The sequence below is a fragment of the Isoptericola dokdonensis DS-3 genome (assembly GCF_001636295.1).
In the GTDB taxonomy this organism is placed as follows: domain Bacteria; phylum Actinomycetota; class Actinomycetes; order Actinomycetales; family Cellulomonadaceae; genus Isoptericola; species Isoptericola dokdonensis.
Genome location: NZ_CP014209.1, coordinates 1902062 through 1921814 on the forward strand (window position 1 = coordinate 1902062; position 19753 = coordinate 1921814).

Annotated in this window: 15 protein-coding genes and 1 pseudogene; 5 read left to right on the plus strand and 11 right to left on the minus strand. The window is 73.6% G+C overall.

Annotation, left to right across the window (positions count from 1 at the left end):
* Positions 1-161: 161 nt before the first annotated feature.
* Positions 162-1139: pseudogene (locus I598_RS08880) on the minus strand (alpha-ketoacid dehydrogenase subunit beta); the annotation flags it as partial.
* Positions 1136-2482, minus strand: a complete 1347-nt coding sequence (gene pdhA, locus I598_RS08885) for a pyruvate dehydrogenase (acetyl-transferring) E1 component subunit alpha (RefSeq protein ID WP_083973083.1) — start codon at positions 2480-2482, stop codon at positions 1136-1138. The pseudogene I598_RS08880 and the gene pdhA, both read right to left, overlap by 4 nt.
* 184 nt (positions 2483-2666) lie before the next feature.
* On the opposite strand from pdhA, the gene I598_RS08890 reads away from it, so the two are divergent.
* Positions 2667-3140 (plus strand): Lrp/AsnC family transcriptional regulator, encoded by a 474-nt coding sequence (locus tag I598_RS08890; protein WP_068202650.1) that lies wholly within the window; start codon positions 2667-2669, stop codon positions 3138-3140.
* Between the two features lie 216 nt (positions 3141-3356).
* Here I598_RS08890 and I598_RS08895 read toward each other — a convergent pair whose 3' ends face one another.
* On the minus strand, positions 3357-4046 hold the full coding sequence (locus I598_RS08895; RefSeq protein ID WP_083973085.1) for a nucleoside/nucleotide kinase family protein: 690 nt from the start codon (positions 4044-4046) through the stop codon (positions 3357-3359).
* Between the two features lie 192 nt (positions 4047-4238).
* Between I598_RS08895 and I598_RS08900 the strand changes: the two genes are divergently transcribed.
* The 3 genes from I598_RS08900 (at position 4239) to I598_RS08910 (ending at position 6426) form a co-directional block, all read left to right on the plus strand.
* Positions 4239-4916, plus strand: a complete 678-nt coding sequence (locus I598_RS08900) for an ANTAR domain-containing protein (RefSeq protein WP_068202651.1) — start codon at positions 4239-4241, stop codon at positions 4914-4916.
* Between the two features lie 119 nt (positions 4917-5035).
* Positions 5036-5728: a GAF and ANTAR domain-containing protein gene (locus I598_RS08905; protein WP_068202652.1), complete on the plus strand. Its 693-nt coding sequence runs from the start codon at positions 5036-5038 to the stop codon at positions 5726-5728.
* Positions 5725-6426, plus strand: coding sequence for a GAF and ANTAR domain-containing protein (locus I598_RS08910; protein ID WP_157557190.1), 702 nt, complete (start codon positions 5725-5727; stop codon positions 6424-6426). Before I598_RS08905 ends, I598_RS08910 begins: the two co-directional genes overlap by 4 nt.
* Positions 6427-6450: 24 nt before the next feature.
* Here the strand turns inward: I598_RS08910 and I598_RS08915 are convergent, their stop codons facing one another.
* Complete coding sequence (locus I598_RS08915) at positions 6451-7377, minus strand: PfkB family carbohydrate kinase (RefSeq protein WP_068202654.1); 927 nt, start codon at positions 7375-7377, stop codon at positions 6451-6453.
* Between the two features lie 14 nt (positions 7378-7391).
* Positions 7392-8453 (minus strand): L-glyceraldehyde 3-phosphate reductase, encoded by a 1062-nt coding sequence (mgrA, locus tag I598_RS08920; RefSeq protein ID WP_068202655.1) that lies wholly within the window; start codon positions 8451-8453, stop codon positions 7392-7394.
* Positions 8454-8586: 133 nt separating this feature from the next.
* Between mgrA and I598_RS08925 the strand changes: the two genes are divergently transcribed.
* The gene (locus tag I598_RS08925) at positions 8587-8877 is read left to right on the plus strand and encodes a hypothetical protein (RefSeq protein WP_068202656.1); all 291 of its coding nucleotides are present in this window, start codon (positions 8587-8589) and stop codon (positions 8875-8877) included.
* A gap of 311 nt (positions 8878-9188) precedes the next feature.
* On the opposite strand, the gene I598_RS08930 is transcribed toward I598_RS08925, so the two are convergent.
* The 6 genes from I598_RS08930 to I598_RS08955 all read right to left on the minus strand — a co-directional run bounded on the left by I598_RS08930 (position 9189) and on the right by I598_RS08955 (position 19738).
* Positions 9189-11456 carry an LLM class flavin-dependent oxidoreductase gene (locus I598_RS08930; RefSeq protein ID WP_068202657.1) on the minus strand — a complete coding sequence of 756 codons (2268 nt, stop codon included), beginning with the start codon at positions 11454-11456 and terminating at the stop codon, positions 9189-9191.
* A gap of 98 nt (positions 11457-11554) precedes the next feature.
* Positions 11555-13096 carry an MFS transporter gene (locus I598_RS08935; protein ID WP_068202658.1) on the minus strand — a complete coding sequence of 514 codons (1542 nt, stop codon included), beginning with the start codon at positions 13094-13096 and terminating at the stop codon, positions 11555-11557.
* Entirely contained in the window at positions 13093-14715 is a 1623-nt protein-coding gene (locus tag I598_RS08940; RefSeq protein WP_068202659.1) for an amidohydrolase, read from the minus strand. The genes I598_RS08935 and I598_RS08940 overlap by 4 nt, the downstream gene beginning before the upstream one ends.
* Positions 14716-14759: 44 nt before the next feature.
* Positions 14760-16424, minus strand: coding sequence for an MFS transporter (locus I598_RS08945; RefSeq protein ID WP_068202660.1), 1665 nt, complete (start codon positions 16422-16424; stop codon positions 14760-14762).
* A 224-nt stretch (positions 16425-16648) separates the two neighbouring features.
* On the minus strand, positions 16649-18244 hold the full coding sequence (locus tag I598_RS08950) for a UxaA family hydrolase (protein ID WP_068202661.1): 1596 nt from the start codon (positions 18242-18244) through the stop codon (positions 16649-16651).
* 159 nt (positions 18245-18403) lie between these two features.
* A complete protein-coding gene (locus I598_RS08955) occupies positions 18404-19738 on the minus strand; it encodes an ABC transporter substrate-binding protein (RefSeq protein WP_068202662.1) in 1335 nt (444 codons plus the stop codon).
* Positions 19739-19753 lie beyond the last annotated feature (15 nt).

A 19753-nucleotide genomic window follows, 5' to 3' on the forward strand; every position in this document is an offset into this window, starting at 1 on the left:
GCCGCTGCACCGAAGGCGGCCGTACCGGCCGGCCCCGCCGCGTCGTCGCCGTCCACGCTGTCGCCACCGTCCACGCTGTCGCCACCGTCGTCGTCCGCGCCGGCGAGCTCCTCGCCCCGTGCGGACCCCGCCGCGACGACCACCCGTGCGTCGAGCGGCACCCGGCCGAGCACCTGGTCGACGCCGTGGCACACCCGGTCGAGGTCCGGGAGCTGGTGCCGCTCCAGCTTGGCGGGCGGGTAGGGCACGTCGTGGCCGGTGACGCGCAGCGGGGGCGCCGCGAGGTCCGCGAAGCAGGCCTCGGTGACGGTCGCGCAGACCTCCGCCCCCACGCCCGCCTGCCGGGCTCCCTCGTGCACGACGACCAGGCGGCCCGTCCGTCGCACCGACGCGGTGACCGTCGCGGCGTCCCACGGCGACAGCGACCGCAGGTCGACGACCTCGACGGACACGTCGTCGTCGGCGAGCGCCTCCGCGGCGTCGAGCGCGGTGGCGACGTGCGACCCCCAGGTGACGACGGTGACGTCGCGGCCGGGGCGCACGACCTGCGCGGCGGACATCGGCGCGGCAGCGGCGAGGTCCACGACGTCGACGTCGCCGGCGACGTGGTAGAGCCGCTTCGGTTCGAAGAAGATGACCGGGTCGTCGCAGGCGATGGCCTGGCGCAGCATCGTGCAGGCGTCCTGCGGGTTCGACACCGACACGACGCGCAGCCCCGCGGTGTGCACGAAGTACGCCTCCGGCGACTCCGAGTGGTGCTCGGCCGCGCCGATCCCGCCCGCCACCGGGATGCGGACGGTCAGCGGCATCCGCACGCGACCGCCCGTGCGGGCGTGCATCTTGGCGACCTGGTTGACGAGCTGGTCGAACGCGGGCTGCACGAACCCGTCGAACTGGATCTCCACCACCGGCCGCAGCCCGCGCCACGCCATGCCCACCGCCGTGCCGACGATCCCCGACTCGGCCAGCGGGGTGTCGATCACCCGGTACGGCCCGAACTCGCGCTGGAGGCGGTCCGTCACCCGGAACACCCCGCCGAGCCGGCCGATGTCCTCGCCCAGCAGCACCACCCGGTCGTCGTCGGCCAGCGCCTGGCGCAGCCCCGTGTTGAGCGCCCCCGCGAACGTCGTCCTGCTCACCGTCGCACCTCCTCGTCCCCTGCGTCCGTGAACCCGTCCAGGTAGCGGGCGTAGACGTCCCGCTCCGCGTCCAGCGCGGTGTGCGGCTCGGCGTACACGTGCTCGAACACCGCCTCCCACGACGGGTCGGGCGTGGCCGTGATCCCCGCGCGCAGGGCCGCGGCGACGGCGTCGCACGTGTCCTGCACGGCCTGCTCCGCGGCGTCGTCGAGCGCCCCGAGGGAGCGCAGGTGCGCGGTCAGTCGGTCCACCGGGTCCTGGTCGCGCCACGCCTCGACGTCGGCGGACGTGCGGTACCGGGTCGGGTCGTCGGCCGTGGTGTGCGGCCCCATCCGGTACGTGACCGCCTCGATCAGCGTCGGTCCCCCGCCGGTGCGGGCACGGTGCAGCGCCCGCCGCGTCGCGGCCAGGACGGCGAGGACGTCGTTGCCGTCCACCCGCACGCCCGGCATGCCGTAGCCGCGCGCCCGCTCCACGAGCGGCACCTTCGACTGCAGCGCCACCGGCTCCGAGATCGCCCACTGGTTGTTCTGGCAGAAGAACACCGTCGGCGCCGACCAGGTCGCGGCGAACGTCATCGCCTCGTGCACGTCCCCCTGGCTGGTCGCGCCGTCCCCGAAGTACGCGACGGTCGCGGGCGTGCGCTCGGCGCCGTCCGACCCGGCCGCGCCCCAGGCGGCGGCACCGCCCGGCCCGGTGGCCTGCTCGACCAGCAGCCCCACGGCGTACCCCACCGCGTGCAGCGTCTGCGCGCCGATGATCACCTGCATGGGCGCCATCCGCGCCGCGTACGGGTCCCAACCGGAGCCGACGACGCCGCGCCACACGCGCAGCAGGTCCGCCGGCGCCACGCCACGCACCATCGCCACCGCGTGCTCGCGGTAGGAGGAGAACACGAAGTCGTCGGTGCGCAGCGCGTGCGCCGACCCCACCTGGGCGGCCTCCTGGCCGAGCAGCGGCGGCCACAGACCGATCTGCCCCTGGCGCTGCAGCGCCGTGGCCTCGGTGTCGACCCGGCGCGCCACCGCCATGTCCGTGCAGAGCTGGCGCAGCAGCGCGTCGTCGACGTCCGTCAGCCAGGGGTCCAGGCCGGGGTGCGCGTGCCGCGTGCCGTCCGGCGCGAGGACCCGCTCCGGCGAGCCGCCGGGCGCGTCCGGCCCCTGGGCGTCGGGTCCGGTGCCGTCCGCCGACGTGGCCGTCGTGGCGTCGGCGGTGCCGTCCGGGCGTCCGGCGACGGCCGGGGCTCGGTCCCGGGCTCCGCCGTGGGCGCTCTCGACCGAGGACTCGTCGTGACCCGCTCGTGACAGGTCGTGCCGCGTCCTCGGATCCGTGGTGCTGGGCATGGGTGGCCTCACCTCGCATCGAGGCGACGCTCCTCGTCGAGCGCCGCTGCCGCGAACGTAACGCCGCTCACACAGCCCGCACCACCGACCCCCGGCACGCTGTGCACCCTGCTCTGCCGGGCCCCCGGACGGCGTGCATCCTGCTCAGCCGGACCGACGTCGTGGTCCGGGCTAGGGTGGAGGCGTGCACAGCATCGACGCCGTGGACCTGGCCCTCCTGCGGGCGCTCGCCGACGACCCCCGCGCCACCACCGTCGCGCTCGCCCAGCGGCTGCGCATCTCCCGCAACACCGTGGCCGCGCGCCTGGCCCGCCTGGAGGACGCCGGCGCGTTCCTCCCGTTCGACCGCCGCATCGACCCCGCCGTGCTCGGCCACCCGCTGCTCGCGTTCGTCGAGGTCACCGTGCGTCAGCGCGACCTCGCGCGGATCGTCGAGCACCTGGCCGCGATCCCCGAGGTCGTGCAGGCCTACGGGCACAGCGGCGTCGCGGACCTCCGCGTGCACGTCGTCTGCCGGGACACCGACCACCTGTTCCGCATCGACGCCGCGATCCTCGCCGTCGACGGCGTGGAGCGCACCGAGACGTCGCTCGCGATGGGCGAGCTCGTCCCCTACCGGCTGCAGCCGCTGCTGGAGAAGATCCGCCGCGGGCTCTGACCGTCCAGGGCCGCGATCGAAGCTCTGCTATCGCTAGCGTCAGTTCCCTGCTAGAACTAGTGCAGCAGCCATGCTGATCTTCGTCTTTCCTGGTGGCAGGCTACTCGCGTCGACGACCGTCTCGACAGGCGCCAGCCCCGGCTCGCCGTCATCCCGGCGGCGCTGCTCGGCCGGTGAGCCGCGCCGCGCTCGGGGACGCACGTCGCAGCACCGGCCTCAGGCGATCCGGACGACGAGCGTCGCGCGGTCCCGGGTCTCGCGGACGACGGCGGCGTTGACCTCGTCCGACCCGTGCGCCCAGCGGTGCGCGTCGTCGCGGTCCTTGCCGAACGCGTGGTGCCGGTCGACGAGGCGGCCCCGTCGGACGTCGTCGGGCACGTCGACGTACCAGACCTCCGTCATGCGGTCCCGCGCGGCGGGCCAGGCCCCGACGTCGGCGAGCAGGTAGTTCCCCTCGGTGACGACGAGCGGCACGTCGGCGGGTACCTCGACCCCCGCGGCGACCGGCTCCTCGATCTCGCGGCGGAACGCCGGCGCGTAGACCGGGTGGTCGCCGGGGCGGGCGTCCGCGAGGCGGGCGACCAGCGCCGCGTACCCCGTGTCGTCGAACGTGTCGATCGCGCCCTTGCGGCCGGCGCTGCCGTGCGCCGCGAGCACCGCGGCCGACAGGTGGAAGCCGTCCATCCCGACGGCGACGGCGAGGCTCGGGCCCAGCGCGGCGACGACCGCGTCCGCCAGCGTCGACTTGCCCGCCCCCGGCGGTCCCGTGATCCCGAGGATCGTCCGCCGCCCCGGCACCGCGAGCGCCCGGGCCCGCTCGATCAGGGTGCGGGTGTCCAGGGTGAGAACGGCAGGACGGGTGGCTCCCGGGCGGGGCCCGGCCGGAGGCGTCGTCCCGCTGCGCATGGCCTCAGCGTAGGCCGACGAGGCGGCCGCGCCGGAGGATCACCCCGTCGTCCTGGCCGACCGCGTCCGAAGCGGCTCGCAGGGGCGTACGGTGGAAGCAGAGCGACAGGAGTGCCGTTCACCCGAGTGACCGTCCCGGAGCCCCGGCGCGGAGGCTCGCAAGTGGCGCCGGTCGTCACGGGAAGTGTGGACATGGTCCTCTCCCGATATCTCGACGAGTGCGCGGCCCGTGCCGCGGGTGTCCTGGGCACGGACGTCGAGGCGAGCGTGACGTTGCGGGAGCACGGCCTGACCCTGCGCGCGGGCAGCAGCGGCATCGCTGCCGCACGGTGCGACCGGGCCGAGGCGATGGTCGACGACGGCCCCTGCATCGACGCGATGGGTGACGACGCGGTCGTGGAGGTCCCGACCGTCGTCCCCGACGACCGCTGGCGGGAGTGGAGCGAGCAGGCACGCCGTGAAGGGTTCGTCCGGGCCCTGGCGGTGCCGTCCCAGGTCAACGAGGACGTCTCGCTCGCGCTCAACCTCTACTCCCGCAGCGCAGGCCCCTGGGACGAGCGGCTGGTGCACGCCGCCGGCGCCTACTCGGCGCTCATCGCCTCGGCGGTGAACCTCCAGCTCGCGTTCTCCGACCTGGACGACGCCGCCGGGACCCTCGCTCACGGCACCTCGGAGGACGAGATGGTCCAGCGGGCGATCGGCGCCGTCATGCAGACCAACGGGTGTTCCCAGGACGAGGCCGCCGAGCTGCTCCGGTCCGCCTCGCGACGGGGAGGCGTCCCGGAGTCCGAGGTCGCCCGCACCGTGCTGAGATCCCTGGCCACCGCGAGCACGGGCGACATCGTGGACGTCCTGGCGGCCGAGCGATGACCCCGACCCGGCTCGGCGCCCGTCCCGGAGATGGGCTCGCCCATCGAGCACCGCCGATCGGTGGAACACTGGACCAGACCGTAGGACGAGGTGAGGCGCGGGTGAACCCTTCTGAGCTGATGAGTCGGCTCGCGCGCTCGCTGGCCGCGGGTGACGCGGCCGTCCCCATGCCCCGCAGGCTGTGCCAGGCGTGCGTCGACATCCTCGACGGCCAGGGTGGCACCCTCACGGTCTCCGCCGTGCCCGGGGAGCGGGTCGTGGTGAGCACCGAACAGGTCTTCGCCGACCTCGAGTCGTTGCAGGAGGTGCTCGGTGAGGGGCCGGTGCAGCAGGCCCTGGACCTGGACCAGGTGGTGGTCTCGCGGGTGCAGGACTCGCCGAACCCCTTCCCCGTCTTCGCCGAGCAGGCGTCCCGCGCCTTCGACGACTCGTTGACGGTCTACGCCGTCCCGATGCGCGTCGGCACCCGGACCATCGGGGTGCTGAGCCTCTACGTGACGGGCACCGACAGGACGACCCGCAGCATCGACGACCTCCAGTTCCTCGCCGACGCCGTGGGGATCTCCCTCATCGGCGACATGGACGCCCTGGACTGGTCCCAGGAGGCCCGGATCCACCAGGCCACCGGTATGGTGGCGGCACAGCTGCGCATCTCGCCCGCCGACGCGCTCGCCGTGCTGAGGGCCCACGCGTTCGCGCGGGAGACGGACCTGCGGGCGGTGGCCGACGACGTGCTGGCGCGGCGGATGGCCTTCTCGCACGACGACGGACCGGGCGGTCCCGACAGGACCGGGCAGGGAGGCGACGCATGAGGGTGGAGAACGCGGCCGCGTCGCTCGCGAACGCAGCGGCCGCACTGGTGCACGACCACGACGTCCCCGACCTGCTGCTGCGGCTGACCCGGGACGCGACCCGCTGCTCCGGGGGCGATGCCGGAGGTCTGCTCGTCCGGTCGATCCGCTCGGGCGGTCTCGAGGTCCTGGCCGCGACCGACCACCGCGCCACCCACCTGGAGATCTACCAGGCACAGCGCACCGAGGGGCCGTGCGTCGACGTCCTGCACGACGAGGTGTCGATCCACGTCACCGGGAAGCCGGGACTCGTGTCCCGCTGGCCCGCGGTCGGGCGGGCGATCGTGGACGCCGGGTTCGCCGGCGTGCACGCCTACCCCTTGCGCTGGCGCGGCGAGGTCGTCGGCGGTCTCAACGTCTTCGCGCGCAGCGAGACGCACCCGGGGCCCGACGAGGTCCGCACGGCGCAGGCCTTCGCCGACCTGATGACGCTCGTCGTCACGCAGACCGAGGAGTCGCGCGCCGACGACCTCGCCCGGCGTCTGGACCTCGCGCTGTCCGGGCGGGTCGTGGTCGAGCAGGCCAAGGGCGCCCTGGCACAGCGGCTGGGGATCGACATGGCCGGCGCCTACGACCACCTGCTCGACCGGGCCGAGCGCGAGGGCACCTCGCTGACGGCCACCGCGCACCAGGTCCTGCGAGAGGCCCAGGAGGGCTGACGCCGGGTTCGGCGCCGAGCCGGTTCAGCGGTCCCGGACGTCCGCCAGCCAGGCACGCGGCCCGACGCTCGCCACCCGCACGCCCGCCACCCGGACGGCCTCCTCGCACGCCGCGACGAGCCCCGCTCCGCGGGCCAGGGTCGCCGTGAGCGCGCCGTGGAACGCGTCGCCCGCGCCGAGCGTGTCGCGCGACCGGACGCGGGGGACGGCGACGGTCCCGCTCTGGTCCTCGTCCGGCCGCCCGTCGGGATCGAGCGACCACTCGACCGGGTCCGCCCCGTGGGTGATGACGACGGCCCGCGCGCCGAGCGCGTGCACCGCGCGCCGGGTCCGCTCCCCCGCCGGAGCGCCCGGCGGGACGTCGGGGCGGACGGCGTCGGGCGGCACGGCGAAGTCGGCGCTGAGCGCGGCGACGTCGGCGTGCGGCAGCAGGTCGGCGAACAGGGGCCGCCACCGCCCGGCGTCCAGCACGACCTGCGGTCGCGGAGCCGTCGCCGCGAGGTGCGCGACGACGGCCCGCGCGACGGCGGGATGGTGGCCGTCGAGCAGGACGACGTCGGGCACCGGCAGGGCGTCGAGGCCCGACGGCGCGGGGGCGTCGGCCAGGGCGGCGTCGGCGGAGACCACGGACCGTTCCCCGCTCGCGTCGTCGACGAGCACCGCGGACACCGCGAGCGGGAAGTCCGCGCCGGGCGCCACGACGTCGTGCACCTCGACGCCGTGCGCCGCGAGGTCGGCACGCGCCGCCCGCGCGACCGGGCTGTCACCGAGGGCGGTGACCAGGACCGCCCGCACGCCGAGCGCCGCGGCCGTGACGGCGGCGTTGGCGGCCGGGCCACCCGCCGCGACGTCCTGCCGGGAGGCGGTGACCTTCTGGTTCGTCCCCGGTCGCCCGGCGGCCCGATGCACGACGTCGAGCGTCGTCAGCCCGACGAACCAGCAGGTCTTCATCTCGCTCCTCGCGGTCAGCGGCCGGTGCCGTCGACCGCGTGCGGCTCGATCGCCGCGATCTCGTCCTCGCCGAGCGGACCGGCGGCGAGCGCCGCGACGTTGTCCTCGAGCTGACCCACGCTCGACGCCCCGATGAGCGCGGAGGTGATGCGCGGGTCGCGCAGCACCCACGCGAGGGCGAGCTGGGCGAGGGTCTGGCCGCGCTGCTCCGCGATCTCGTGCAGCGCACGGGCGCGCGTCAGGTAGTCCTCGCTGAGCGCACCCGCGGACAGGAACGGGGAGTCGCTGCGCGCGGCCCGCGACCCCGCCGGGGCGGACCCGCCGAGGTACCGCCCGGTGAGCAGGCCCTGCGCCAGCGGGGAGAACACGATGGTGCCGACGCCGAGGTCCTCGACGGCGTCGAGCAGCGACTCGCTCTGGCGGCCGTCGTAGCGGTCGGGATCCGCAGTTCCTTCGATGTGTCGGTTGAACATCGAGTAGCTCGGCTGGTGGAGGAGCAGCGGCACGCCGAGGTCGTCGAGGATGCGCGCGGCCTCCCGGGTGCGTGCCGGGGAGTAGTTCGAGACGCCCACGTACAGGGCCTTGCCCTGCTGCACCGCCGACGCGAGCGCGCCCATCGTCTCCGTCAGCGGCGTCGAGGGGTCGGGCCGGTGGTGGTAGAAGACGTCCACGTAGTCCAGCCCCATACGGGTCAGCGACTGGTCGAGGGAGGACAGCAGGTACTTGCGGGAGCCGTGGTTCCCGTACGGGCCGGGCCACATGTCGTAGCCCGCCTTCGTGGAGATGATCAGCTCGTCGCGGTACGGGCGCAGGTCGGCGGCCAGGTGCCGACCGAAGTTCGCCTCCGCGGACCCGTACGGCGGGCCGTAGTTGTTCGCCAGGTCGAAGTGCGTGATCCCCAGGTCGAACGCGCGGCGCAGGATCGCCCGCTGGTTCGCCACCGGGTCGGTCTCCCCGAAGTTGTGCCACAGCCCCAGCGACAGCGCGGGCAGGTCCAGGCCGGACCGGCCGGTGCGGCGGTACGTCATCGTGTCGTAGCGGGCGTCGTCGGCCAGGTATCGCGGGGCGAGGGGCATGCTGCCATCCTGGCACGGGCTCGGACGCCGGAGCCGCGTCGGTTCGGTCGATCCGCACCGGTTCGGTCGGCATAATGACCGAACCGGTGCGGATCGACCGAACCGGCAGGCACAGGACCACAGGGGGCGGCAGGTGCACGACGACGACGGCGACGCCCGGAGCACGGCGCCCCGGTCGGTCGAGTGGTCGCTGGCCCTCGGCGTCGGCGCCCTGTTCTGCGCCGTCGTCCCCGTCATCGGCGACTGGATCTCCACACCCCTCGCGATCGCCGCCGTCGCCCTCGGTTCGCTCGGCTCGCACGTCGCCGACCGCGACCTGCGCCCCGGCGTCGCGCGCGGCGTCATCGGCGCGCTGCTCGGCATCGCGGCGCTCGGGATCGTCGGATTCGGCATCGCCGCGAGCCTCGGCCACCCCGCCGGCTGACCAGGACTCCGGTCTCCCGGTCTCCGGCGCGTCGGTGCCGACCTGACCCGTCCGGCATGCGGGCCCGCGGTCTCGCGGAGCTGCGTGAGGAGGCGGGTGGTGCGCGCGGTCGGCGCGCGCCCGTCTCCCTCCCGAAGTGGCAGGTCGCGCAGCGACCGTGAACGCGGGAACGTACCCAGGCGGGTGGTGCGCGGGGTCGGCGCGCGCCCGTCTCCCTCCCGAAGTGGCAGGTCGCGCAGCGACCGTGAACGCGGGCGCGCGCCGACCCCGCGCACCACCAGCCGGACGATCACGAAGCACCCGCCGGACGATCACGAAGCAGGCGTCACCGGGAAGTTCGCGCGGAACAGGTTCTCCGGGTCCCAGGTGGCCTTGACCCGGCGCAGCCGCTCCAGGGTGGCGGGCGGGAAGGCGTCGGTGAGCCGCTCGGGGCGGTCGTCCGTCTCGAAGGAGAGGTAGAGCCCGTCGGCGACGGGGCCGATCTCGGCGTCCCACAGGGCGTCGAGCGCCTCCTGCGACGGCGACATCGCGGACAGCAGGAAGTTCTGGTGCCGGTGCGCGTACGCCGTCGCGTCCGGTGGGACGTCGTGCGCGGCGCCGCCGGTGGCCCGCGCCTGGAGGAACGAGGCCCGGCCGGACGCCGCGACGCGTTCGAAGGCCCGTGCCGTCGCCTCGTCGAGGTGGTCGACGAGCGCGGAGCGCACGGCGGGGTCGCCGCCGCCGGAGTGGTTCTTCTCGGCGGCCTGCACGACGCCGGAGTAGGGCAGCAGGTAGGCCTGGTGGCCGAGCAGGGGGGCGACGTCGGCGAGGCGTTCGAGCTGGGTGACGGCGGCGTCGGTGTCGTCGCCCGCCCAGACGGTCATGAGCTGCGCGACGGGTCCCTGGCCGCGGCGGGCCGGGGACAGGATGAGGAAGCTCGTCAGCTCGCGCGGCGCGGACTCGACGGTGGCGCCCCACCGCTGCAGCAGGCCGGCGGTGTCGGTCGCGTCGAGCGCCATCTGGGAGAAGACGACCTCGCCGGCCTCCATCGCCTCCACCTCGACCCAGGTGACGACGCCGAGGTTCCCGCCGGCGCCGCGCAGACCCCAGAGCAGGTCCGGGTGCTCGTCGGCGGAGGCGTGGACGACCCGCCCGTCGGCCGTGACGACCTCCGCGGCGACGACGTGGTCGATCGTGAGCCCGAACGCGCGGCCGAGCAGCCCGATGCCGCCTGCGGTGGCGAGCCCGCCGACGCCGACGCCGCCGTAGTCGCCCGAGCTGATCGCCCAGCCGCGGGGGCTGAGGGTCTCGGCGACCTGCTGCCAGGTGGCTCCCGCCCCGAGCCGGACGCGGCGGGTCACCTCGTCGACGACCTCGACGGTGTCGAGCGCGCCCAGGTCGACGACGATCCCGCCGTCGTTGGTGGACCGGCCGCTGATGCCGTGGCCGCCGGAGCGGATGCCGAGCGGGACGGGCTGCGTGCGGGCGAACCGGACGGCGTCGGCGACCTCGTCGGCGGTGCGGGGTCGCAGGACGAGGCCGGGCGCGCCGGAGCGCAGGTAGTTGTGGCGCACGGTGTCGTAGGAACGGTCGCCGGGTTCGACGGCGGACGCTGCCAGGGAGGCGGGGACGGCCGCGTAGTCGATGCCGTCGCGGCGCAGCTCGATGGCCGCGCGGCCGCGCTGGGTGGCGGCGGGGGCGGTGCCGGCGGTGGCTCGTTCGGCGGCGACGAGCTCGCGGACGGCGGGGGCGATCTGCTCGCCGAGCACGGCCGTCGTGGTCGGGTCGTCGGTGGCGAGGACGAACGTGCCGACGCCGTCGGTGAGCGCCAGCGTGGCGAGCTCGTCGACCCACTGCTCGACCGGCCCCTGGAGGAAGCCGTCCCGGGTCGCCGTGATCGATCCCTGGACGTTGAGGAGGCGACGGATCTCCGCCGGGTGGCGCCCGGCCTCCTCCGCGGCCTCGTCGATCACCTTGTTGCCGCGGGCGAGGTCGCCGTCCTTCATGTACCCGAGGGACGGGAGCCAGCCGTCGGCCTGGCGGCCGACGAGCCGGAGCATGCGCGGCTTGTACGCGCCGACCCAGATCGGGACGTCGTGGGCGGGGGCGGGGCCGCGCTTGGCGCCGGCGACCTGGTGGTGCTCGCCGTCGACGCGCAGGACGCGGCGGTCGGCGGCGTCCCAGATGCCGCGGATGATCTCGATCGCCTCGGACAGCGCGGTCACCGACTCGCCGGGGGTGAGGCGGTCTGCGCCGAGCGAGGCGATGGCGTCCCAGAAGCCGCCGGCGCCGATGCCGAGGTCGACGCGCCCGCCGGTGAGCAGGTCGAGGCTCGCCACGGAGCGCGCGAGCACGGCCGGCTGGCGCAGCGGCAGGTTGAGAACGTTGCCCGCGAGGTGCACGCGCTCGGTGGCGGCGGCGACGTACGAGAGGAGGGTCCACGTGTCCAGGAACCCTGCGTTGTACGGGTGGTCCTGGAAGGTCACGAGGTCGAGGCCGGAGCGCTCGGCCGCCTGCGCGAGCCGTACCGCGTGGTGCGGGTCGCGGTTGCCGGGGGTGACGAAGGTGCCGAAGGCCAGGTCGTGGCCGTAGTCCGTCATGGGTGCTCCAGGATAGCGGGGTCGTCCGTGCGGGCGCTCCGTCGCACCAACCTCGCGAACGTCTGCACGATTCCCTCCGCACGGTGTGACGCCCGACGTCACGCCCGGCGACGCAGGAAGTGCCAGGCGACGCCCCACAGCACGGTGAAGACCACGGCGAACACGAGCATCGTCGTGCGGTACGCGTCGACGTAGGCGTCCTGCGAGACGGCGAGCACCTGCTCGTACAGGTCGGTGCCCTGCGCCCAGGTGGGGACGGCCCCCTCGGCGAACCAGCCGGTGACCGTGCCCTGCTCGCTCGGGGTGAGACCGAGCTCCGCGATCCGGTCGGGCAGGTCCCGGCCCAGGCCGGAGTAGAGCAGCGTGGAGCTGAAGGCGGAGCCGAGGGCGAACGACGCCTGGCCGATGGCCGGCTTCGACGCCACGGTCGCGCCCACGAGGTCCGGGGGCGGGACCTGGACGAAGAACTCCCCGGCGGCGGTCTCGGTGAGCATCCGGGAGAAGCCGCCGACGACCAGCGCGACGGCGAAGACCCAGTAGGGGGTGGACGCGCCGCCGACGGCGAGCAGGTACATGGCGAGCGCGACACCCGCCAGGCCCACCAGGACGAGCGACTCGGGCCGCCGGCCGCGGGCTCCGAGGCGACCGGCGGCGAACGCGCCGACGATCATCGCGAGCGTGGCCGGGAGCTGACCGATCGTGACGTCCAGCGGGCTGTAGGAGTACACGTACTGCCACAGCAGCGAGAGCTGCAGCACCATGACGGCCTGCCACATGTTGAACGAGACGTCGGCGGTCAGGGCACCGGCCAGCGAGCGGTTCGTGAAGAGCTTGACGGGCAGGGCGGGCTCGTCGTGGTGGGTCTCCCACCACAGGAACGCGACCAGGGCGGCGAGGCCGACGAGCACGGGCACCAGCACGCGGACGGAGAGCCAGCCGTGCGCGGCGTCGCTGACGCCCCAGATGATCCCGACGAGGGCGACCGCGACCAGCACCAGGCCGACGGGGTCCGCCTTGCTCCGGTGCACGGCCTTCGACCGTGGCACGAAGAGCTTGTTGAGGACGAAGGCGGCGACGCCGACGACCGGGACGACGAGGTAGCCGAGGCGCCAGTCCACCCCGATGAGCCAGCCGCCCAGGATGGTCAGCGGGAGCGTGAACCCCACCTGGCCCGCGAAGTACATCGACATCGCCCACGGGATGCGGTCCGGGGCGACGGTGCGGATCAGCGCGATCGACAGCGCCAGGGTCCCGGCGAGGCCGACGCCCGTGACGACGCGGCCGCCGAGGTAGACGGCGTAGGACGGCGCCACGGCGGTGATCACGCCCCCGGCGACGAGCGCGACGGCGCACCACATGAGGGTCAGACGGCGCCCGTAGCGGTCCCCCACGGTGCCGATCGTGAGGATCGACGCGGCCAGGGCGAGCGTGCCGATCGACGCGGCGATCGATCGTTGCGTCGCGGACATCCCGAGCTCTGCGGCGGCCGACGCCAGCGCCGTGTTGTGCAGCGACACGTCGGCCGCCTGGGCGACCCCCGCGACGGTGAGGGCGAAGATCGCCATCCCCGGTCGGCGGGCGACGCCGTCGGCCAGGGTGCCGGGCCCGGCACCGCCCGCCGGGCCGGAGGTCGTGCTCACGGCGCCTCGTACACGCTGACGCCGCGCTTGAACGTCCGCACGACGGCGATGTCCTTGATCGTCTCGGGGTCCACGTCGAGCGGGTTGGCGTCCAGCACGACGAGGTCCGCGAGCTTGCCGACCTCGACGGATCCGCGGTCGTCCTCGCAGCGGTGCTCGTAGGCGGCGTCGATGGTGACGGATCGCAGCCCTTCGGCGGGCGTGATGCGCTGGTCCTCACCGAGCACGACGCCGCCGGTGGAGCGGCGCACCACCGACGTCCACAGCAGCTGGAGCGGGTTGATCGGGGTGATCGGGTAGTCGGAGTGGTTCGTGGGGCGCAGCCCCTTGTCGATCGCGGACCGCATCGGGGAGATGCCGAACGCCCGCTCCTGCCCGAAGTTGCGGACGTGGGTGTCGCCGAAGATCAGGCAGTGGATGGTGAACATCGAGGGTTCGAACCCTTCGGCGACGTACTCGTCGAGCTGGTCCAGCCGCATCACCTGCGAGTGGATCGGCACCGTCCGTCCCGGGGGTGTCGCCCCGGCGGCGACCGCCGCGCGGTGGGAGGCGAGCAGCTGGTCGATGGCGGCGTCGCCGTTGCAGTGCGCGAACACCTGGACGCCGTGCTGGTACGCCGTCGTGACGATCGCGTCGGAGTCCCCCTGCTCGATGACCGCGAGTCCGTGCCAGTGCTCCTCACCGCCCGGACCGCCCGTGAGGTACTCCTGCGTGACGTGCGCCGTCTTCCCCTGCGGGGAGCCGTCCAGGATCAGCTTGACCCCCTGGATCGTGTGCCCGTTCGAGCTCACCCTGTCGGCATCGAACCAGCCCTCCTCGAGGGCCTCGCCGAGCTCGCTGAACAGCACCAGGGAGCGCACGTCCACCGGGATGCCCGGGCCGTCGGCGAGCGCCCGGATCGCCTCGATCTGCTGCACGGTGGCGGCCCCGTCCTGGACGGTCGTGACACCCCAGCGCGCGTACTCCCGCATCATGGCCAGCAGCGCCTCGTCGTCGGTGTCGAGCATGCCGAGCACCAGCGGCATCCAGGCGTTCTCCCAGAGCACGCCGTTGGGCGTCCGGGTGCCGGGGTACCGCACGATCGTGCCGCCCTCGGGGTCCTCGCACCCGTCGACGTAGCCGCGCTCGGCCAGGATCCGGGTGTTGACGACGCCGCCGTGGCCCGAGACGTGCACGATCGCGACGCGATGCTCGGGGAACTCCCGGTCGAGCAGGTCCGCGGTGACCGCGCCGCCGTCGTCCATCTCGTCCGGGTAGTAGCCCCAGCCGAGCAGCAGACCGCCGGGCGGTGTGGCGTTCTTGGCGAGGTTCGCGTGCAGTGCCGCCAGCAGGTCGTCCACGGTCCGGGTCGTGCCCACCGGCGGGGTCTGCAGCGCCGCGTGCCGGATGTACGGCGCGCCCATCGAGACGTGGCTGTGCGGGTCGACGAAGCCCGGCACGACGGTCGCCCCGTCGAGGTCCACGACCTCGGTGCCCGGGCCGGCGAGCGCGCGGACCTCCGCGGTGCTCCCGACAGCGGTGATCAGGCCACCGGTGACGGCGACCGCCTCGGCGGTGGTGTCGGCGTCGTCCACCGTCAGGACGGTGCCGCCGACGAGGACCAGGTCGGGTGCGCTCATGGTTCTCACTCCAGGAGTCGTGCGGTGATGGGCGTGCGGCGGCGTCAGTGCCGTGCGGCCGGCGGGGCGGGGTCGTCACCCGGATGGGGCGACGGCGCGGCAGGCCCCGCCTCGCCGGCGGATCCGCCGACGAGTGCCTGCGGTCGGCCGTCGGCGGTCAGCGGTCCGCTGGCGTACGTGCCCGCCTTGCGCATCCGGTTGGCCTTGGCGAAGAACAGCGTCGAGATGATCGCGAAGACCGTGAGGATGCCCGCGAAGATCAGCATCGTGCCGCCGAACGCGTCGACGAAGATGTCGGACGCCTGGCCGACGACGGCGTCGACCTCGGAAGCGTCGTACTCGGACATGTCCCCGCCCGAGATGTACTGCGTGATCATGCCGGTGTAGACGCCCTGCTGCTCGGGCTGGACGTTGGCGTCCTGGAACGCCTGGGCGATGCCGCGGCCGTACTGACCGAACACGAACGTGGTCGACAGGGCGGTACCGAGGGCGAAGCTCAGCTGGCCGATCGCCGTCTTGGACGACGCCATGGCGCCGGTCAGCGACGCCGGCGGCTTGCCGACGAAGAACTGCCCCATCGTGGTCTCGTTGAGCATGCGCGCGAAGCCACCGGCCAGCGTGAGGATCAGGAAGAACCAGTAGGGCGAGCCCGTCGTGGTGAAGCCGAGGATCACGAGGGTGCCGACGAGCACGGTGTGCCCGACGAGCAGGTTGACCGACGCCGGCACGCCGCGGGCGAGCAGCCGGCCGGCCACCGTGGCCCCGACCACCATCGCGAGGCTCATCGGCATCAGCGCCAGCGACACCGTCAGCGACTCGTACTGGTAGACGTACTGCCACAGCATCGACAGCATGATCGTCACCACGGCCTGCCACATGTTGAACGAGAAGCCGGTGGCGACCGAGCCGGCGAGCTCCGGGTCACGGAAGAGCTTGACGGGGAACGCGGGGAACTCGACCCGTGCCTCCCACCAGATGAACACCGCCATCGCGACGAGGCCGACGACGACGGGGACCAGCACCTGCGCCGACGTCCATCCGTACGTGGCGGCGTTGGACAGCCCGTAGATGATCCCGATCATCGCGACCGCGATCGCGCTCAGGCCCACGTAGTCGAAAGGACCGACCGTCTCTGCCTTCGCCTCGGGGAGACCCCGCAGGCACATGAGGAGCGCGACGACCGCGACGACCGGCATGAGCAGGTACCCGAACCGCCAGCTCAGCCCGGCGAGGTAGCCGACGACGATGCCGAGCACGAGCGCAGCCGCCGTCTGCCCCGCGAGCCAGAAGGCGACGGCCTTGGGCAGGTTGTCCGGCAGCACCGACCGCAGCAGCGCGAACGACAGCCCGAACGCGGCGGCGATCCCGATGCCGGTGATCGCGCGCCCGAGCATGAAGATCGGCGTCACCGGTGCCACGGCGGTGATGACACCGCCCGCCGCGGCGACGACCAGCCCGGCGAGCATCACCCGCCGGCGGCCCAGCCGATCACCGAGGGAGCCCGTGGTGAGGATGAACGCCGCCAGCGCGAGCGTGCCGACGGACGACGCGAACGCACGTTGCGCGCCGTCCATCTGCAGGTCGACCGCCGCGTCGACCACCGCGATCGAGTTCGCTGTCGGGTCCACCACCTGGAGGCAGGAGGCCGCCGTCAGGGCGATCAGTGCCGCGGTCGTGCCCTTCGCCGGTGCCTTCGTCGCCGTCGCCATGCCGTCCCCCGGTCGTGAGTTCCGTCACCACGAAGAACGTAGGTCACCAGGGAAGTTTGCGCGCGCCCAGCGTCCGCGGACCAGGGCTCGGGTGGGGTGTGCCGCGCGCGGTCGTCAGACGGGAAGCGCAGGTCGCGCAGCGACCGTGAGCGCGACCGTGCGCGGCACACCCCACCCGAGCCGTACTGACCACGGACGGCGGACCGCCCGACGGAGCACGGCCTTCAGGTGACGGCGCCGATGTGCCAGGGGATGAACTCCTCGGCGCCGATGCCGAGCTCCTCGGAGACGGTCTGCTCGCCGGACGCGACGGCGAGGATCTTCGCGAGCAGCTCGGCACCGACGTCCTCGACGGACGCCGTGCCGTCGACGATGCGCCCGGCGTTGAGGTCCATGTCCTCGCTCATGCGCTCGTACATGGGGGTGTTGGTGGCGACCTTGATCGACGGCGTGGGGCGGCAGCCGAAGACGGAGCCGCGGCCGGTGGTGAACACGACGACGTTGGCACCGCCGGCGACGATGCCGGTCACGGAGACGGGGTCGTAGCCGGGGGTGTCCATGAAGGTGAACCCGCGGTCGGTGATGGGCTCGGCGTAGTCGTACACGGCGGCCAGGTCGGCCTGGCCGCCCTTGGCGACGGCGCCGAGGGACTTCTCGAGGATGGTGGTGAGGCCGCCGGCCTTGTTGCCCGGGGACGGGTTGTTGTCGAGGGTGCCGTGCCCGGCCGCCATGTAGGAGCGCCACCACTCGAGCTGGTCGAGGAGCTTCTTGGCGACCTCGGGGCGCGTCGCCCGGGCGGTGAGCAGGTGCTCGGCGCCGTAGACCTCGGGGGTCTCGGCGAGGACGGACGTGCCGCCGTAGGCGACGATGCGGTCCGAGGCCCAGCCGAGGGCGGGGTTCGCGGTGATGCCGGAGTAGCCGTCGGAGCCGCCGCAGTTGAGGCCGAGCACGAGCTCGGAGACGTCGCAGTCGGTGCGGGTGCGGGCGTTCACCTCGGGGAGCATGGCGCGGATGGCGTCGACGCCGGCGCGCACGGTGGCGCGGATGCCGCCGGTGTCCTGGATCGTCATGGAGCGCACCACGGTGTCGCCGGGGATGGCTGCGAGCAGCGCGGACGACTCGTCGCGGTCGGGGGCGCCGATGCCGGGCATCCCGAGGTCGGTGACGGCTCCGGACCGCGCCGACAGCGCCGCACCGGGCACCATCTCGCAACCGAGCCCCAGGACGAGCAGCCCGGCGACGTTCGGGTGGGCGGCGTAGCCGCGCAGGGTGCGCAGCAGGATCTGCCCGCCCTCGGAGTCGGGCACGAGGCCGCAGCCGGAGGTGTGGGTGAGCGCGATGACGCCGTCGACGTTCTCGTAGTCGTCCAGCACGGACTGCGGGAACTGGTCGGCGATCATCTTCGCCGTGGAGGCGGAGCAGTTGACGCTCGTGAGGATCGCGACGTAGTTGCGGGTGCCGACCCGGCCGTCGGCGCGGCGGTACCCGCGGAACGTGGGCCGCGGGCCGTCGGGGACGGTGAGCTCGGTGTGGACGCCGCCGAGCGGCGTCTCCCGCTCGCCCGGGTCGAAGACGAGGTTGTGGGAGTGGACGTGCTCGCCGACGCCGACCTGCGTCGTCGTGACCCCGATGACCTGCCCGTACTTGCGCACCGGTGCACCCGGTGCGACGTCGACGAGGGCGATCTTGTGCCCGCGGGGGACGTCGCCGCGCGCCACGACCACTCGGCCGTCGGGCGTCGTCGCCTCGTCGCCGGGGGCGAGGTCACGGGTGGCGACGGCGACGTCGTCGCCGTCCCGGAGCACGAGCAGGTCCTTCATCGGGGGTTCTTCCGTCCTGGCGAAACGACTGAGCCCCGCCGACGGCGGGGCATGATCCGGCCCGGGGGCCGACCATCGGGTGCGGGGACGTCGCGTGGGCGGCGTCCCCGCACCTGACGGGTCAGGTGAGCTGAGCGATCAGCTCCCTACCGGGGTGGCTCAGCTGGCGGTGGCAGCGGCGACCTCGGAGAGGAACGCGTCAGCGGCCTCCTCCGCGGTCATGCTGCCGAAGAGCACCTCGGAGTTGATGCGGGTGATGATCTCCTGGACGTCACCGGCGCCGTTCGGCGGGACCGGGGGGCCGTCCACGATCTCGGCCTCGAGCTCGGTCATGAACTCGGCGACCTTGGCGTCCGCGTCCTGCAGCTGGTCGAGGATGGACTCGCGGACCGTCAGGTTGGACGGCAGACCGCGGTCGGTGAGCTGGAGCTGCGCGACCTCGGGGTCGTTGAGCAGGAAGTCGACGAACTTGGCCGACTCCTCCGGGTGCTCGGAGGTCGCCGAGACCGAGTAGAACATCGCCGGCTTGAAGTACATGCCGGTGCGCTCGTACTGCGACTCGCCCGGGAAGCGGAGCAGCTCGAGGTCACGGGCCGACGCCTCGCTCAGCGCGCCGAGCTGGTTCGACCACCAGGCGCCCTGGGCACCCGCGTTGGTGCCGAGCAGCGAGCCCTCGGGACCGGCGGCCTGGATCTCGGTGGTGCGGGAGCCGTCCGGCGCGCCGCCGTTGGCGACGAGGTCGGCACCGATCTGGAAGAACTGCGTCACGGTCTCCTTGTCCACGCCGAGCGAGCCGTCCTCGTTGAAGAGGGCCTGACCCTTCTGGCGGGCGAGGATCGACAGGCCGGCCTCGTTGAAGCCGATGTCCTGCGTGCCCCAGACGCCGTCGCCGGCACCCTTCGAGATCTCGCCCGAGATCGAGACGAAGTCCTCCCAGGTCCAGGCCGTGTCGTCCGGCACCTCGACGCCGGCGTCGGCGAAGATCTGCGGGTCGGCGATCATCGCGTACGCGTTGACGCCGGTCGCCAGGCCGTACAGGGTGCCGTCGACGCGACCCTGGTCGACGATCTGCTCGGGGATCTCGGAGGTCTCGATGTCGAGCGTCTCGAGGTCGGCGAGCACGCCGCGCGAGGCGTAGTCGGCGATGTACCGCTCCTCGTGGGAGATGACGTCGGGGGTGTCACCACCGGCCGTGGCCGTGGCCAGCTTGTCCCAGTAGCCGCCCCAGTCGGTGTAGTCGGGGACGACCGTGATGCCCGGGTTCTTCTCCTCGAACAGGTCGATGATCTCCTGCGTGGTCTGGTGGCGGTCGTCCGAACCCCACCACGAGAACTGGATCTCGACGCCGTCGCCGCCATCCTCGGACGAGTCGGTGTTCTCCGAGCCGGGCCCGCCGCCCGATCCGCCGGAGCAGGCACCCAGCGCCAGCGCGCCGGCCGCGGTCAGGGCGATGAACGCAGCGCGGGAGCGCCGCCGGGTGGTCGTTGCTCGCATGATTCTCCTTGTGTG

Excerpts from the sequence above, each read along its gene's own strand:
- pdhA (WP_083973083.1), bottom strand. The coding sequence starts at position 2,482 with ATGCCCAGCACCACGGATCCGAGGACGCGGCACGACCTGTCACGAGCG.
- I598_RS08895 (WP_083973085.1), bottom strand. The coding sequence starts at position 4,046 with ATGCGCAGCGGGACGACGCCTCCGGCCGGGCCCCGCCCGGGAGCCACC.
- I598_RS08900 (WP_068202651.1), top strand. The coding sequence starts at position 4,239 with ATGGTCCTCTCCCGATATCTCGACGAGTGCGCGGCCCGTGCCGCGGGT.
- I598_RS08905 (WP_068202652.1), top strand. The coding sequence starts at position 5,036 with ATGAGTCGGCTCGCGCGCTCGCTGGCCGCGGGTGACGCGGCCGTCCCC.
- I598_RS08910 (WP_157557190.1), top strand. The coding sequence starts at position 5,725 with ATGAGGGTGGAGAACGCGGCCGCGTCGCTCGCGAACGCAGCGGCCGCA.
- I598_RS08915 (WP_068202654.1), bottom strand. The coding sequence starts at position 7,377 with ATGAAGACCTGCTGGTTCGTCGGGCTGACGACGCTCGACGTCGTGCAT.
- mgrA (WP_068202655.1), bottom strand. The coding sequence starts at position 8,453 with ATGCCCCTCGCCCCGCGATACCTGGCCGACGACGCCCGCTACGACACG.
- I598_RS08930 (WP_068202657.1), bottom strand. The coding sequence starts at position 11,456 with ATGACGGACTACGGCCACGACCTGGCCTTCGGCACCTTCGTCACCCCC.
- I598_RS08940 (WP_068202659.1), bottom strand. The coding sequence starts at position 14,715 with ATGAGCGCACCCGACCTGGTCCTCGTCGGCGGCACCGTCCTGACGGTG.
- I598_RS08945 (WP_068202660.1), bottom strand. The coding sequence starts at position 16,424 with ATGGCGACGGCGACGAAGGCACCGGCGAAGGGCACGACCGCGGCACTG.
- I598_RS08950 (WP_068202661.1), bottom strand. The coding sequence starts at position 18,244 with ATGAAGGACCTGCTCGTGCTCCGGGACGGCGACGACGTCGCCGTCGCC.
- I598_RS08955 (WP_068202662.1), bottom strand. The coding sequence starts at position 19,738 with ATGCGAGCAACGACCACCCGGCGGCGCTCCCGCGCTGCGTTCATCGCC.